Below are 16119 nucleotides of genomic sequence, written 5' to 3' on the forward strand. Positions count from 1 at the left end.
ATAAAAACCATGGCAATTGATGTAAGTATTAAAAGTAAAGTTAGTAAGTTTGCAAAAACATTGTTAGCAAACTCCTTGGGTTCCATGTTACTTTCATAACGCTTTGCAAATAATGGTACAAACGCTGCATTAAAGGCACCTTCTGCAAAAAAACGTCTAAAAATATTGGGTAATCTGAAAGCAGCCACAAAGGCGTCTAGAAGAGGTCCTGCTCCAATGAAAGTTGAGAGTAGAACTTCTCTAACCATCCCCAGAATACGACTAATCAAAGTCCAAGAGCCAACTGTGATAACACTTTTGGTTAGCTTGACCTGCATTATAGTTCTGCCCTTTTAACACCTAGCTCTATCGCCAAACGGAGCTTATCTTCCAGAGCACGCTGTTTTGAGGGGCTATGGAATTTTAATCCAAAGGTATCTTTGACATAAAAAGTATCTACAACCTGTTCACCATATGTGGCTATTACAGCAGAGGCGATATAAACATTCATATTTGCCAGTGCTCTCGTTAAATCAAACAAAAGGCCCGGTCGATCTCTTGTGTCTACCTCGATTAGTGTATAAATTTCGGATCCGTCATTATCGAAAGTTATTGAAGTAGGCACGTTAAATGCTCTCTCACGTTTTTTGAGCCTGTCACGGTCTTTTATAGCTTCTTGTGTAATTACCTCACCCTTCAAAGTTTTCTCAATCATGGCATGCAATCTTTTAAGATGAGTAACCTTATATGGATTTCCATACTTATCCTGAACCCAAAATGCAGCCGTTGCATATCCATCCTTTGATGTATATGTTCTCGCGTCCACTACGTTTGCTCCAACAAGTGCTAACGCTCCAGCTAGCCTAGAAAATATGCCGGGATGGTCATTCAGCGCAAAGCATATTCTAGTCGCGTCTCTGTCTTGATCAGGATGTAAGTTTATTTTAATTTCGTCATCGGCAATGTCTCTTAGTAAATTGGCAAATGTTTCATGCGCTGTTACATGTAATCCTTGCCAGTATGGATCGTAATGGCGCGATAATTCACTTCGCACCTGCCTAGAGTTCAAAGAAACTAATCTAGCTTTAAGGTTCTTCTTGGCCTCCGCACCCCTATTTTCCCGTGTAATTGCTTCATATCCATTCTCCAAAACTTTCTTTGTTTGCCTATACAAAGCTCGGATCAATACTGCTTTCCAATTATTCCAGGTATTTGGACCCACACCACGGATATCGCATACCGTAAGCACTGTAAGTAGATCTAGTCGGTTTACAGTTTGGACTGCTTTCGCAAAATCTCTAACTGTTCTGGGATCGGCAATGTCTCTTTTTTGAGCCATATCGGACATTAACAGGTGGTATCGTATCAGCCATTCAACAGTTTCTACCTCCTTCTTGCTGAGGCCCAATCGTGGTGCAACTTTTCGTGAGATCCGCGCACCCAATACCGAGTGATCTTCATCCCGTCCTTTGCCTATGTCATGGAGCAGTAGACTGATGTATAGAATGCGCCTGTTTGCGCCTTTTTTAAGAATGGAGCTTGCGATAGGAAGCTCTTCCATTAATTCTTCTCTTTCAATCTGAGCCAGATGTGAAATGCATTGGATCGTGTGCTCATCTACCGTGTAGCTATGATACATATTAAACTGCATCATTGCTACAATTGGTTGGAATTCAGGTATGAACGCAGCTAATGCGCCCAACTCGTTCATTCTGCGTAGCGCTCTTTCTGGATTCCCATGCTTTATCAATAAATCCATGAAAATACGTTGGGCTTCTTTGTCTTGGCGCATTTGCTCATCAAAGAGATGAATATTAGCCGATACTGCTCGCATAGCATCCGGATGAATTAATAATCCTGTCCTAAGTGCCTCTTCAAATAGTCGCAACAGGTTTAGTTTATCTCTTAAAAACTCATCAAATGACTTAACCGACAATCTATTCTGTGAAACTATGTATGGATCCTTGATTTGTGGCAATCGCCTAAAAATTCTCTGGAGTAGTGGCATTTCTTTAACATGTTTTGCTTCCAAAGCAGTTAAAAATATCCGCGTTATATCCCCCACTCTTGTTGCATGGGTAAAATAATCCTGCATGAATAATTCTACCGCTCGACGAGCTTTTGTGTCTTTGTAGCCCATACGTTCAGATGCTTCGACTTGCAGGTCGAAAGACAACTGATCGGTTGGTCGCTGTGTGAAAATATGGAGATGGCAGCGGACTGCCCACAAGAAATTTTCCGCTTGCTGAAACTTTGCAAACTCATCTTTTCGTAACATTCCAAGCTTCACCAGATCTGACTGTTCCTTTAAATGGTACAAATATTTCGCAATCCAAAATAATGATTGTAGGTCTCTCAGGCCGCCTTTGCCCTCTTTAACGTTGGGTTCCACCATATAGCGTTGACCGCCTTGTTTTTCATGGCGCAGTTCTCTTTCTTGCAATTTAGCTGATATAAAATCTTTTGCAGTTGAGTTGAATAACCCGGACCACAATCGCTTTTCTAACTCTTTTGCAGTAGCATGATCTCCATCTATAAAACGCTGTTCTAATAAAGCAGTACGAATAGTGTAATCTTCTTTCCCCAATCTCAAACAATCATTTATCGTTCGTGAAGAATGTCCAATTTTAAGTTTTAAGTCCCACAAAATATATAGAATAGTTTCAATGGCACTTTCAGCCCAAGGTGTAATTTTATACGGTGTTAAAAAAAGCAGATCTACATCAGAGTATGGTGCCATCTCTTTGCGGCCATAACCCCCAACTGCGATTAAAGATAATTTTTCAGCCTGCGTTGGGTTTGGAACTGGGTGTAGCCATATTTTGCTTATATTCCATACTGATTTGACAATACAGTCTGTAAGCCAGGTATATGAGCGAATGACTTTTTCAGCAGCAAGTGGATCTTGCAAAAAACTGCTTGCTATCTCATCCATACCAGCTTTTCGGATGCGCCGCAGTTCTGCAACCGCATTATCTCGGAAAATTTTTAAATCTGCTGCGTCGGAATAACAATTATTTAGAAAACTCGTGAAACTAAGAGCGTCAAAAATCTTTTCTGGTGCAGAAACAAGCCCTACCTCATCCAAGTCAGGTTTTAGTGATTTAGGGTCACATACCGGAACGGTTAAACGATTGGGGCGCGTCATCAATTATATTTACCTGTGAGTCCGAGATTTGTGCAATGGCTAAACCGCGCTGATTAGTGCCAGCGGCCGTGAAACGGAAAATCCCATCGACACCAGAAAAGCCTGATTTTCGAGTGAGAGCTTTAGTTGTAACAGCATTTGCGTATCCTGATTGTGCAAGAGCTCCGACTGCTGAGATAGCATCGAATGCGAGCCCTGCTAGCGGGTGTGGTTTTTCCCGATATTCTGCGAAATAGTGATCTGAAAAAACTTCGTATCTTGCGGTTTCAGGTACCGCAAACCAGCCTCCTTGGAGGCCAGGTAAATTTATGTTTTGCGCTGGGATATCCCATCGTGCAAGTCCAGCGTATTGGATCTTTTTTGGATTAAGTCCCGCTTCTGGCAATAATTGAGCTAGCAAGGGTAAGGCGCCTGCGCTATTTGACGTAAGTAATAGTAAATCAGCGTCATAAATCTTTGCTGCCGCCCTAACTAACGGAACTGAGTTCACTACGCTTTCTTGAGTAAATGAAAAGCTTTGAGTTGCAACTATTCTAATATTTGATTTTTTCGTTGCTGCATCAAGAGCCGCTCGACCAAGCCTACCCTCCACAGTATCTGGATAAATAATGACAGCTCGTCTTTTTCCTTTCGAAGCAGCAAATTTGATTAAACGTTCCGCCGTATTTTCGAAGGTTTTTCCCAGTATAAAAAGATTTCCACCGGCTACAGTGGGGTTATTTGAGAAACTTAGTACGTTTACGTTTTCGCCGGAGACTGCGATCCCGGCTTCGTTGGCAGCGTCTCCGAAAAGTGGCCCAATAATAATTTTAGCACCTTCTTTGACGGCCAGTTTAGCCTGATTGGCCGCAATTTTTGATGATCCGTAAGTGTCGTATACTTTTAACTGTATTTTGGCGGTATCCAGTTGAGATATTGCAAGCCGCGTAGCATTTTCAAGGCTAATGGCTACGCTGGAGGCATTTCGAGAAGTCTTGGGTACCAATAATGCTACCGGAATTGGTTCTTCCAGATTAATCAATTGACCAGTTCCTACTGAAGAGGTTTGCATTTCGCACGCACTTATGAAAAGCAGTAATGAGCCTATCAATGGAACTGATAGTATTTTTTTTGTAAACCGTGACAGTCGAAAGGTCATAAACCAAGCTCGCATAGAATTTCAATTTGTATACAGAGCTGTATAATAGACGTGTTTGAGATGGGGTCTAGGGGTGAATTACCATAGTGAGAAATTGAAATCTGGCTTGTATCTCGTGGCAACGCCATTGGGCTCGGCTCGTGATATTACGCTGAGAGCACTTGATGTTTTGTTTTCTTGTGATGCTATAGCAGCTGAAGACACGCGTTCAATGCGTAAACTATTGAATATACACAATATTCCTATAAATGATCGCCCATTGCTTTCGTATAATGATTGTAATGGTGACCAAGTAAGACCAAAAATTTTTGAATGGCTGGACAGAAATATGGCTGTTGCGTATGCCTCAGATGCAGGGATGCCCTTAATTGCTGATCCAGGATATCAACTCTCGAAGCAGGCGGCCGATAGGGGCTTTTATGTTACGTCTGTTCCAGGCGCGTCTGCTTGTATCACTGCATTAACTCTGTCTGGGCTTCCTACAGATCGGTTCTTTTTTGAGGGTTTCTTGCCAGTGACTAAGGAGAAGAGACGTAATAAGCTGAAAGAACTTTCGAATATCCATAGTACTTTAATTTTCTACGAATCCCCAAAAAGATTGATTAAAATGTTTGATGACTTGGTTGCCATCATGGGAGAAAATCGACGTGCAGTTATTGCACGGGAATTAACAAAAAAATTTGAACAAATTATATCGGGGACATTAGCCGAATTGTACGCGATCATACAAAAAGAGCAGCTAAAGGGAGAGTTGGTTGTATTACTTGATCGTCCTATCTCCACAGGGTTGACGGACACCGATGTAAAGGCTGAATTGAGTGTAGCGCTTTCAAAAATGACTCTAAAGGATGCATCAAATTTTGTTGCGGCTGCTCATGGATTAAGTAAGCGATATGTCTACAATCTGGCATTGTCGATGCGTAACAACTTATAATTGACTAAGTTACAAGATTAAAATCATAAATTGCAAAATACATTGAAATTTTGAGCTTTTTGGTTCAAAAGATGGGCAGCTAGGGTTCAAATGGAGTGCAAATTATGAAAGTAGCTTTTCAGATGGATCCGATAACAACGGTTGATCCTAAAGCTGATAGCACGTTCAGGATAGCAGAAGAAGCACAGCTTCGTGGACACTTATTATTTTACTACGAACCAAACAAGTTAACGTCAGAAAATGGTAAAGCTATCGCATCAGGCCATTTTTTTAAAATTATTGGTAAAGAAAATGAGTCTGTGCAGCTGGGTCCCGAAGAAGTTGTTGAACTTAGTGAGTTTGATGTTGTTTGGCTGAGACAGGATCCTCCTTTTGATATGCATTACATTACGACAACATTCATTTTAGATGCGCTTAAGCCGCAAACTTTGGTTGTAAACGATCCTTTTTGGGTAAGGAACCTACCTGAGAAATTACTTGTTTTAAATTTTCCAGAGTTGATCCCACCAACCTCAATTACCCGTAATATTGATGTCTTAAAGGCCTTTAAGGAAAAGTATGGCGATATTATAGTAAAACCACTGTACGGAAATGGTGGTACTGGAGTTTTACGTTTGAATCTTGATGATCAGAATTTAGAGTCTATTGTTGAGATGTATGCCAATTTCTCGAGAGAACCGCTGGTGGCACAACAGTTCTTACCGCAAGTTACCAGAGGTGATAAAAGAATTATTTTAGTTGATGGTAATCCTGTGGGTGCAATTAACCGGGTGCCAATTTCAGGAGAAATAAGATCAAATATGCATGTTGGTGGGACCGCAACTAAAATTGGTTTAAGCGAGAGAGACATAGAGATTTGCAACACAATTGGGCCCACTCTTAAAGAAAAGGGACAAATTTTTGTGGGTATTGATGTTATTGGTGACTTTCTAACTGAAATTAATGTTACTTCGCCAACCGGCCTGCATGAATTGGAGCGTTTTGACGGAATAAATGCTGCTAGCATCATATGGAACGCAATCGATGAAAAGCTAAAGGTTTGATCCAGAGACAAATCGTAAAACTATTTCTTAGTTAATAGCTATCGACACACTTTAATTATTATAAAATGAGTATCCTTTGGACATGTTTTGGGATCAATTCTGCTTTGCTTTTGCAAATTCCCGATAAAAATTATGGATGTAAGTGATCCAGATGAACCGCTACTACGTAATTAATTCGATAACTAAAAAATAATATTTTATTGGTTGGAGAGAATTATGGCTTTAGATATCGGCGGGGACAGAGCGTTATCAAGAAAAGCAATGAAGGCTGAGTTGCTCGATGCTGAGACAGAATTGCAACTAGCTTATGCATGGAGAAACAATCGGGATGAAAAAGCTTTGCATCGACTAATCAGCGCTTACATGCGACTGGCAATTTCGATGGCTTCCAAATTCAAACGATATGGCGCACCCATGTCTGATCTGATCCAAGAGGCTGGCCTAGGATTAATGAAAGCAGCTGATAAATTTGACCCGGATCGTGGTGTGCGGTTCTCCACGTACGCAGTATGGTGGATTAAAGCGGGTATTCAAGATTATGTTATGCGGAATTGGTCTTTGGTAAGAACTGGATCCACAAGTAGTCAAAAATCATTATTCTTCAACATGAGAAGGGTTCAAGCTCAGATAGAGCGTGAGGCCATGCAAGATGGCGGTCCGTTGGACCGAAGCCAACTTCATGAAATGATAGCTACTGAAATAGGTGTGCCTGTGGGTGACGTAGAAATGATGGACGGTCGTTTATCCGGAACTGATTATTCACTAAATGCTACTCAAGCGTCTGATGAGGATGGCAGGGAATGGATTGATATCATTGAGGACGAGGATTCCATCGACTCTAACACCGTTGAAGCAGCACATGACCAAGATAACTTGCGAAATTGGTTGCTTGGTGCAATGGGCGGTCTCTCTGAAAGAGAAAAATTTATTGTTAAGGAAAGACAGATAATTGATGAACCTCGAACACTTGAAAGTTTGGGACAGGAGCTGGGTCTGTCAAAGGAGCGTGTTCGTCAAATAGAAGCTGCGGCGTTTACAAAAATGCGTCGTTTCTTAGAAAAAAACGCGCGGGAAGTGCAAAACTTCTTATAAACTGGCCTTCGGAGCCCATTTACAATACTTCGATGTTTAAGGAGTAAAGTTGTACGGAAACGCAGCTATATATAATCAGTGCAATTCAGTAATGGTATAACTCTGTAATGAAATATGACTGCTCTGTGTAACATGCACAACAATCATTTTGGAACTGACGCCTTGCTACTTTGACGGCTTATTACTATGTTTTCTATAAATTCGTCTGAGGGTAATATGTTAGAAGGCAAAAAGATTCTACTGGTTATTACTGGAGGAATTGCGGCGTATAAGTCACTTGAGTTGATACGTTTGTTGCAAGTGAATAAAGCCTCAGTCGTACCTGTAATGACGAAATCTTCTCAACAGTTCGTAACACCATTATCTGTTTCGGCAATCGCGGGTTCAAAGGTCTACACTGAATTATTTGATTTAACAGCAGAAGCAGAGATGGGACATATAGAACTATCAAGATCCGCCGATATAATTCTAGTAGCCCCTGCGTCAGCTGATTTTTTATCAAAAATGGCACAAGGGACTTGTGATGATCTCGCCTCAACGCTTTTGCTAGCGACTGATAAGCCGGTATTAGTAGCTCCTTCTATGAATGTGCGAATGTGGCATCATCCAGCAACCCAAAGAAATCTTGGTGCCATTCGTGATGATGGCATTGTTACTATTGGCCCCAATCAGGGAGATATGGCTTGCGGGGAATTTGGATTTGGCCGAATGTCTGAACCAGCGGAAGTAATAACATTTCTGAATAGTTACTTTAAGGAAGGTCCACTTTCAGGCAAGCGTATTATTGTTACATCTGGCACCACGCACGAAATGATGGATCCGATCAGGTATATAGCGAACAAGTCATCTGGTGCACAGGGGACAGCAATAGCCAGCGCCTTGGCGGATTTGGGTGCTAATGTAGTTTTCATAACTGGCCCAAGTGCAGTGGCCACCCCGCCTAATGTAGATTTAGTAAATATAGAAACAGGGCGAGAGATGTATAAAGCTGTGTTGGATCAATTACCTGCTGACGTTGCAGTTTTTGTTGCAGCAGTTGGTGATTGGTATTTCGATGAAGTAGCAGAGCAAAAAATCAAAAAAGATAATGAACGCTTGCCCGTGTTAAAATTCAAGGAAAACCCAGACATTTTACGCTATGTTAGTAATTTGCAGGAAAATAGGCCCCAGTTAGTGATCGGTTTTGCAGCTGAAACCTCAGACGTACATAAAAATGCTGAGACAAAATTTAAGAAAAAAGGCTGTGATTGGATCATTGCGAACGATGTATCCGATAGTACAGGAGTTATGGGTGGTGATGAAAATAAAATTACTATCTTTACCAAAAAGAAAAAAGAAGATTGGCCTTTGATGTCAAAAAAATCAGTTGCCAGAAAACTAGCGGCAAAAATATGTGACGCTTTGGAGCTTTGATGTCTTTAACGCTCAAAATAAGACATACGTCTGGTGCAGATGAAAATGTACCAATACCGAAATATGCAACCAATGGTTCATCTGGTGCAGATCTTCGCGCTAACTTTCCTGAAAGCATAAGAAATTTTGGTAAAATATTAATGCCTGGGTGTTGGTCTTTAATTCCTACTGGCTTAATGATGGAGATACCTGAAGGACATGAAGTGCAAATTAGACCAAGATCAGGTCTTGCAATCAAAAATGGTGTAACTGTTCTCAACAGTCCTGGTACCATTGATTGTGATTACCGTGGAGAAGTTGCGGTGATACTTATTAATTCTGGGGACCAGGAATTCAAAATTTCCCATGGCGACCGTATTGCTCAAATGGTTGTTGCAGAGGTCGCACAAATGAAATTTTTACTTTCTAAAGATCTAGCTGAAACAGAGCGTGGTGCAACTGGCTTTGGATCCACGGGAATAGATTAATGTTTTCTATTATTATAGGATTTGTTGTATTTTGGATTATTGCCCGCAAACTACAATTGTCCAAACCAATTGTGCCTGCTGTTGCAATCGGACTATCAGTTTTTATTTCATGTGTTCATTTAACTCTGCCGCCTGAAAACAATCTACGAGTTGCATTAGGTGGTAGTTTGGAACCGTGGGCTCTTCTGATAAGTATATTTCTAGTAGTTTATTTCTACCGAGAAATACTAAAACGCATAAGATCATTATCTATAAAAAATACCCAAGAAATTAAATCTGAACACTCTTCCGAAATAAGTTTTTCCGACTTTGAATTGGACCGATACTCGCGGCATTTGATAATGCGTGAAATTGGTGGTTTAGGTCAAAAAAAGCTCAAATCAGCCTCTGTACTGGTTGTTGGTGCTGGCGGCTTAGGCTCCCCGGTGCTGCAGTACCTTTCTGCCGCAGGTATTGGTACACTTGGAATTATTGATGATGATGTGGTGGATCAATCAAACCTTCAACGCCAAGTGATCCATAATGATCATTCGATAGGACTTCCCAAAGTTTTTTCTGCACAAAGAGCTATTGAAGATCAGAATCCCTATATTAAAGTTAAACCTTATCACAGACGGTTAAGCCGCGATATAGCGAGTGAACTTCTTTCTGAGTACGATATAATCATTGAGGGTAGTGATAATTTTGAGACCCGATATTTGGTAAATGAGGTGGCAAAATCTCTCTCCAAAGTAGTTGTTTCTGGCGCCCTGAGTCAGTGGGAAGGACAGGTAATGGTCTTCGACCATTCTCTTAATTCTCCATGTTATCAGTGTATTTTCCCTGAAAAACCAGCGGCTGGATTAGCACCTACGTGTGCAGAAGCGGGCGTTTTCTCAGCCTTACCTGGCGTGATTGGAACTTTAATGGCTGCAGAGGCCATTAAACATATTCTGGATGTTGGTAATGGATTGAATGGTGTCATGTTGATTTATGATGCGATGCAAGCCGAAACAAGATCAATTAAGGTTAATAAAGCTACTAATTGCAGGATCTGTGCGAATGGCGCTGTCTGATCAATCACAAAACCCGTTATTAGGAAAATGGGAAACCCAACATGAAATTGCGCCCTTTAATGTTATTTATGATGAACATTTCCGGCCTGCCTTGGAGATAGCTTGCTCTAAGGCATTAATTGAGGTTGAGGAAATAATAAAAAATAGAAATGAACCTACTTTCGAGAATACTATTGAAGCCCTTCTTTCAACAGGTCAATTGCTGGATCGGATTGTATCTACTTTTTATACTATAGCAGGAGCTCACACCAATAAAAAACGGGATGAACTACTTTTAGTTTTTTCATCTAAGCTAAGCGATCATAATACAAATATTTATTCTAATACTGAGCTTTTTGACAGGATTGATCGAGTTGTAGAGACAAAGCACTTGAATGGCTTAGATCAGGAGCAAGATAGGGTTTTAAAGCTTGTTCATAGAAACTTTGTCCGTTCAGGAGCCGCGCTGAAAGGAAGAAATAAGACAAGGTTTCAAGACATAAGTAAACAGTTAGCCGTAATCGGTACTAAGTTTTCTCAGAATTTGTTGAGTGATGAGCGTGACTGGTTCATGGAATTAAAGCGAGAAACGCTTGAGTTGCTTCCTTCATTTCTAGTTGAGGCTTTAAAACAGGCTGGTCAAGAACGTGGTATTAATGACCCTGTTTTAACACTTTCGCGTTCATTAATTACCCCTTTCTTGCAATTTTGTCCTGATCGTGAGCTGAGGAAGATCGCGTATATTGCTTGGATAAAACGTGGTGCCAATGGTGGTGCTCGAGACAATGTAAAACTTGCTCAACAGACCCTTAAATTAAGGGCAGAAATGGCAAAACTTTTAGGATTTGAGTCCTACTCACATTACAAATTAGATACTGAGATGGCGGCCTCGCCAGAAAATGTAGAAAATCTACTGAAAAAAGTCTGGGGTCCTGCACGAGTAGTAGCAATTAGGGATGAAGCGCTTTTGACTGCAATGATGCGTGATGACGGTGTCAATGATACTTTAAAAGGTTGGGACTGGAGGTTTTACGCCGAGCGAAGGCGTCTTAAAGAATATGATTTAGATGAAGAAAGCGTGAAACCTTTTTTTCAATTAGATAACCTAATTAATGCAAAGTTTAAATGTGCCTCCAAGTTATTTAGTTTAGAGTTTTCACCATTAGAGATACCTCTTTATCATGAAGATTGTCGTGCTTGGACAGTTTCGAGAAAAGGGAAAAGTATTGCTGTCTTTATTGGCGATTATTTCTCTCGTCCGTCAAAAAGATCGGGTGCTTGGTGTAGTGCGATGAGGTCACAGGCAAAGTTTCCCAACGAGCAAATACCAATTGTTATTAATGTCTGTAACTTTTCAAGATTAGACAATACGGTTCTGTCATTTGAGGATGCACGAACTTTATTTCACGAATTTGGTCATGCGCTTCACCAAATTTTATCCGATGTAACTTATGATATCATTTCTGGTACATCAGTAGCGCGTGACTTTGTTGAATTGCCCAGTCAATTATTTGAACATTGGCTGGAAGTCCCTGAAGTCCTAAAAGAATTTGCAATACACTGTAAAACTGGGAAAACTTTACCGGAAGAAATGCTTTATTCTATTCTGGAAGCATCTACTTTCGATATGGGATTTCAAACAACAGAGTACCTGGCATCAGCTTTTGTAGATCTATACTTACATCTAGAGGAAACACCGGTCGACATATTGGAAAGGCAAGATCAGATTTTGCATCAGCTTAAAGTTCCCAAAGCGATTGGCATGCGACACTCCGTACCACATTTTGCGCATGTTTTTTCAGGCAGTGGCTATGCTAGTGGCTATTACAGTTACATGTGGTCCGAGGTGATGGACGCCGATGCCTTCGCTGCGTTTGAGGAAGCAAAAGACCCTTTTGATCCCGTAGTTGCAAAGTCGTTAGAGAAAAATATCCTAGCTGCAGGTGGGTCTGAGGAGCCGGCAATTCTATACAAGAGGTTTAGAGGCCGGTTACCTGATCCATCAGCCATGATTAAGGCTAGAGGTTTAAATTGATCTCTAACTAAGCAATTTTTGCAGAATAAATTAGATGCTGGATAGACGAGAGTTTCTGCGTTTATTAGCACTGTTATTTTCTAACACAGATTTTTTTGTTGCTTCTCTTGACTCTTACTGCCGGCATACCTATTTGACCTTCGTTAGCACTCTTCAATGGTGAGTGCTAAATGCTCGAATGAGCAGGACCGAAACTTATTAAAGGAGCCTTGAAAATGGCATTAAAACCGCTTCACGATCGCGTCCTAGTGCGTCGCGTGGAAAGTGATGAGAAAACTGCTGGTGGGTTGATCATCCCTGATAGTGCAAAAGAGAAACCTGCTGAAGGCCTTGTTGTCGCTGCTGGCGAAGGTGCCCGCAAAGATAACGGAGAGCTGATTGCTATGGCCGTTAAGGAGGGTGACAAAATACTCTTTGGCAAATGGTCAGGTACAGAAGTTACGATCGATGGCGAAGAGTTATTGATCATGAAAGAAAGCGATGTTTTAGGCATTTTGTCCTAAATCGCGTTACTCAGAAATTTTAGATAGACAAGGAAAAGCACTATGGCTGCTAAGGACGTCAAATTTAACACAGATGCTCGCGACCGCATGCTACGCGGCGTGAATATTTTAGCCGATGCTGTGAAAGTTACTCTCGGACCAAAAGGACGCAACGTTGTTTTGGATAAATCATTCGGAGCGCCGAGAATTACAAAAGACGGTGTTTCGGTTGCAAAAGAAATAGAATTAGATGACAAATTTGAGAATATGGGTGCTCAAATGGTCAAAGAAGTTGCTAGCCGAACTAATGACGAAGCTGGTGACGGAACCACAACGGCTACCCTGCTAGCGCAGGCAATTGTAAAAGAGGGTATGAAAGCGGTTGCGGCTGGCATGAACCCCATGGACTTGAAGCGTGGCATTGATATGGCTACGTCAAAAGTCGTAGACGCAATCCGCAAAATGGCGCGCGATGTTGCTGACAGCGATGAAGTTGCACAGGTTGGAACGATTTCAGCGAACGGTGAAGCCGAAATAGGCAAACAGATAGCTGATGCGATGCAAAAAGTTGGTAACGAAGGTGTCATAACCGTTGAAGAAAACAAAGGCTTAGAAACTGAGACTGATGTTGTAGAGGGTATGCAATTCGATAGAGGCTATCTATCGCCTTATTTCGTAACTAACCCAGATAAAATGACTGCTGAATTAGAAGATTGTATGGTTCTATTGCATGAGAAGAAATTGTCATCTTTGCAGTCTATGGTGCCTTTATTAGAATCCGTGATTCAGTCTCAAAAACCTCTGTTGATAATTGCAGAAGACGTTGAAGGCGAAGCTTTGGCTACTCTCGTTGTAAATAAACTGCGTGGTGGTCTGAAAATTGCTGCAGTTAAAGCACCTGGTTTTGGTGATCGTCGTAAAGCAATGTTGCAAGACATCGCGATTTTAACTGGTGGTCAGGTGATCAGTGAAGATCTCGGTATGAAGCTAGAAAATGTTACTATGGATATGCTGGGGACCGCCAAGAAGATCCAAATAACAAAAGATGAAACAACAATTGTTGATGGATCAGGTGAAAAGGCTGAGATTGAAGCTCGTGTAGCACAAATCAGAACCCAGATTGAAGAAACTTCTTCAGACTACGATCGTGAAAAGTTGCAGGAGCGTGTGGCTAAACTTGCTGGTGGCGTTGCTGTAATCCGCGTTGGTGGAATGTCTGAAGTGGAAGTAAAAGAGCGTAAAGACAGAGTTGATGATGCTTTAAATGCCACTAGAGCTGCTGTTCAAGAAGGTATTATTGTCGGCGGCGGCGTTGCTCTAATTCAATCTGCAAACGGTTTAGACAAACTTAAAGGTGGTAACGCTGATCAAGACGCAGGAATTGCGATTGTACGAAGAGCTTTGGAAGCTCCACTTCGTCAAATAGCAGAAAATGCCGGTGTTGATGGTGCTGTCGTTGCAGGAAAAATTCGTGAGAGTAAAGATTCAGCCTTTGGCTTTAATGCCCAGACTGAAGAGTACGGCGATATGTTTAAGTTTGGTGTTATTGATCCAGCCAAAGTTGTTCGTACTGCTCTGGAAGATGCGGCGTCAGTTGCTTCTCTTCTCATTACAACAGAAGCAATGGTTGCTGATAAGCCAGAACCAAAAGGCGCAGCCGGTGGCGGCGGTATGCCTGACATGGGCGGCATGGGCGGCATGGGCGGCATGGGCGGTATGATGTAACCCCCAGCTCCAAGCTTAGCAAAGATAAAGCTCACGCCCAAGCAGCGTGGGCTTTTTATTTTTCTTTAACTAAATTAAAATGACCCATTTTGCGGCCCGGTTTTATGTCATTTTTACCGTATAGGTGGAGGGAAATATTTCCATCCAGTGCTAACGTGGGCGCACGTTTAATTTCATCACCAATAAGGTTCTCCATAACGACGTTAGTATTTCTTTTGCCATCTCCAAGTGGCCAGCCTGTAATGGCTCTAATATGCTGCTCAAATTGATCAATTGAGCAACCGTTTTGCGTCCAATGACCTGAATTGTGAACTCTGGGTGCAATTTCGTTAACAATTAATCCGGCTTTTGTATGAAATAGTTCTACTCCTAGCACCCCTACGTAATTGAGGCTCTCAAGTATCTTACTGGCTATAAGTACCGCATCAATCGTTTGCTTGCTGTTTAATTGTGAAGGCACAGTTGTCGTATGCAGTATACCATTTACATGTATGTTTTGTCCCGGATCATAACAGGCGACTTGTCCTGACAAATTACGGGCGGCTATAACCGAAACTTCAAACTCAAAATCAACAAAGCCTTCGTACACTAATGAATGATTTTCTAACTTTCTATACTCTTCCTCAAGATTACTATTCTTGGATAGTCTTACCTGACCTTTTCCATCATAACCAAGCCGAATGGTTTTAAGTATTGCTGGGAGGCCGATGTTTTTCGATGCAGTCTGTAAAGAACTTAAGTCCTCTACAAGTTGATAAGGAGCTGTTTTCAATCCTAAATCAGATAGGAAATCTTTCTCTATAATTCTGTCTTGAGAAATTCGAAGTGCTTCCCGTCCGGGTCGGATTGGCACAATTTTTTCCAAAATATCAAGTGCGTTTGTAGGAATGTTTTCGAATTCGTAAGTAATAACATCAACGTCTTTAGCAAACTCTATTAAGGCCTTCTCATCCTCATATGAGGCTGTCGATACTTGAAAAGAAACTTGTGAAGCTGGTGAGTTTTCTGCAGGTTCAAATATATGGGATTTAAAACCTAACCTTGTGGCCGCTACGGCTAGCATTCTACCTAACTGACCACCACCTAAAATCCCAATTTTAGATCCAGGTTCAAGCATTTCGTCAATTCTGTGGTTCATCTGGTATTGAAGAAGATAACTGAGTTCTCCAAATCTCTAAATTTTTTGCTAAGCTCTCATCGTTGAGGGCTAATATTTCTAATGCCATGAGTGCTGCGTTAGATGCCCCAGTTGATCCTATTGCCATTGTTGCCACAGGAAAGCCGCGTGGCATTTGGACAATTGAATATAAGCTGTCTACTCCAGATAAGGCTTGTGTTTGAATCGGAACGCCTATGATTGGGATCCGTGTTTTCGATGCCATCATTCCTGGCAAATGAGCGGCTCCACCAGCTCCAGCAATAATTACTTTTAGGCCACGGTTTACTGCAGATTTACCGTATTCCCATAGTCTATCTGGCGTACGATGAGCGGATACTATTTTTGTTTCATATTTAACATCGAACTCGTCAAGGATATTGGCGGAATATTTTAAAGTTGGCCAATCTGACTGGCTTCCCATAATAATGCCAACAGAAGGTTTAGTCGTCATGATATCGCATCCTCACAAT

The 16119-nt window shown here is 41.4% G+C and carries 14 protein-coding genes; 9 read left to right on the top strand and 5 right to left on the bottom strand.

Annotated features, from left to right (window positions below):
- From ACTF5Q_RS04715 to ACTF5Q_RS04725, 3 genes are all read right to left on the bottom strand, one after another.
- Positions 1-317: lipid II flippase MurJ (locus ACTF5Q_RS04715; protein ID WP_438953517.1), on the bottom strand; the 317-nt coding region annotated here is incomplete at its 3' end.
- The gene (locus tag ACTF5Q_RS04720) at positions 317-3127 is read right to left on the bottom strand and encodes a [protein-PII] uridylyltransferase (protein WP_438953518.1); all 2811 of its coding nucleotides are present in this window, start codon (positions 3125-3127) and stop codon (positions 317-319) included. The genes ACTF5Q_RS04720 and ACTF5Q_RS04715, both read right to left, overlap by 1 nt.
- Positions 3090-4265: a penicillin-binding protein activator gene (locus ACTF5Q_RS04725; RefSeq protein WP_438953519.1), complete on the bottom strand. Its 1176-nt coding sequence runs from the start codon at positions 4263-4265 to the stop codon at positions 3090-3092. Before ACTF5Q_RS04725 ends, ACTF5Q_RS04720 begins: the two co-directional genes overlap by 38 nt.
- 73 nt (positions 4266-4338) lie before the next feature.
- Here ACTF5Q_RS04725 and rsmI point away from each other — a divergent pair, with 73 nt between their 5' ends.
- The 9 genes from rsmI to groL all read left to right on the top strand — a co-directional run bounded on the left by rsmI (position 4339) and on the right by groL (position 14490).
- Positions 4339-5199: a 16S rRNA (cytidine(1402)-2'-O)-methyltransferase gene (rsmI, locus tag ACTF5Q_RS04730; RefSeq protein ID WP_438953520.1), complete on the top strand. Its 861-nt coding sequence runs from the start codon at positions 4339-4341 to the stop codon at positions 5197-5199.
- Positions 5200-5303: 104 nt separating this feature from the next.
- On the top strand, positions 5304-6242 hold the full coding sequence (gene gshB, locus ACTF5Q_RS04735; protein ID WP_438953521.1) for a glutathione synthase: 939 nt from the start codon (positions 5304-5306) through the stop codon (positions 6240-6242).
- Positions 6243-6458: 216 nt separating this feature from the next.
- A complete protein-coding gene (locus ACTF5Q_RS04740) occupies positions 6459-7334 on the top strand; it encodes an RNA polymerase factor sigma-32 (protein WP_438953522.1) in 876 nt (291 codons plus the stop codon).
- A gap of 216 nt (positions 7335-7550) precedes the next feature.
- Positions 7551-8747, top strand: coding sequence for a bifunctional phosphopantothenoylcysteine decarboxylase/phosphopantothenate--cysteine ligase CoaBC (coaBC, locus tag ACTF5Q_RS04745; protein ID WP_438953692.1), 1197 nt, complete (start codon positions 7551-7553; stop codon positions 8745-8747).
- A complete protein-coding gene (gene dut, locus ACTF5Q_RS04750) occupies positions 8747-9214 on the top strand; it encodes a dUTP diphosphatase (RefSeq protein ID WP_438953523.1) in 468 nt (155 codons plus the stop codon). The genes coaBC and dut overlap by 1 nt, the downstream gene beginning before the upstream one ends.
- Positions 9214-10269, top strand: a complete 1056-nt coding sequence (locus ACTF5Q_RS04755) for a HesA/MoeB/ThiF family protein (RefSeq protein ID WP_438953524.1) — start codon at positions 9214-9216, stop codon at positions 10267-10269. The genes dut and ACTF5Q_RS04755 overlap by 1 nt, the downstream gene beginning before the upstream one ends.
- Positions 10256-12283 (top strand): M3 family metallopeptidase, encoded by a 2028-nt coding sequence (locus ACTF5Q_RS04760; protein WP_438953525.1) that lies wholly within the window; start codon positions 10256-10258, stop codon positions 12281-12283. Before ACTF5Q_RS04755 ends, ACTF5Q_RS04760 begins: the two co-directional genes overlap by 14 nt.
- 215 nt (positions 12284-12498) lie before the next feature.
- Entirely contained in the window at positions 12499-12786 is a 288-nt protein-coding gene (gene groES / locus ACTF5Q_RS04765; RefSeq protein ID WP_020045095.1) for a co-chaperone GroES, read from the top strand.
- A gap of 42 nt (positions 12787-12828) precedes the next feature.
- A complete protein-coding gene (gene groL / locus ACTF5Q_RS04770) occupies positions 12829-14490 on the top strand; it encodes a chaperonin GroEL (RefSeq protein ID WP_438953526.1) in 1662 nt (553 codons plus the stop codon).
- Between the two features lie 55 nt (positions 14491-14545).
- Here the strand turns inward: groL and ACTF5Q_RS04775 are convergent, their stop codons facing one another.
- Positions 14546-15616 (bottom strand): 5-(carboxyamino)imidazole ribonucleotide synthase, encoded by a 1071-nt coding sequence (locus tag ACTF5Q_RS04775; protein ID WP_438953693.1) that lies wholly within the window; start codon positions 15614-15616, stop codon positions 14546-14548.
- The gene (gene purE, locus ACTF5Q_RS04780; protein WP_438953527.1) at positions 15612-16100 is read right to left on the bottom strand and encodes a 5-(carboxyamino)imidazole ribonucleotide mutase; all 489 of its coding nucleotides are present in this window, start codon (positions 16098-16100) and stop codon (positions 15612-15614) included. Before purE ends, ACTF5Q_RS04775 begins: the two co-directional genes overlap by 5 nt.
- Positions 16101-16119 lie beyond the last annotated feature (19 nt).

Origin of the sequence: Candidatus Salinivivens marinus, from assembly GCF_965655845.1 — a bacterium.
Lineage (GTDB): Bacteria > Pseudomonadota > Alphaproteobacteria > Rhodobacterales > Rhodobacteraceae > Salinivivens > Salinivivens marinus.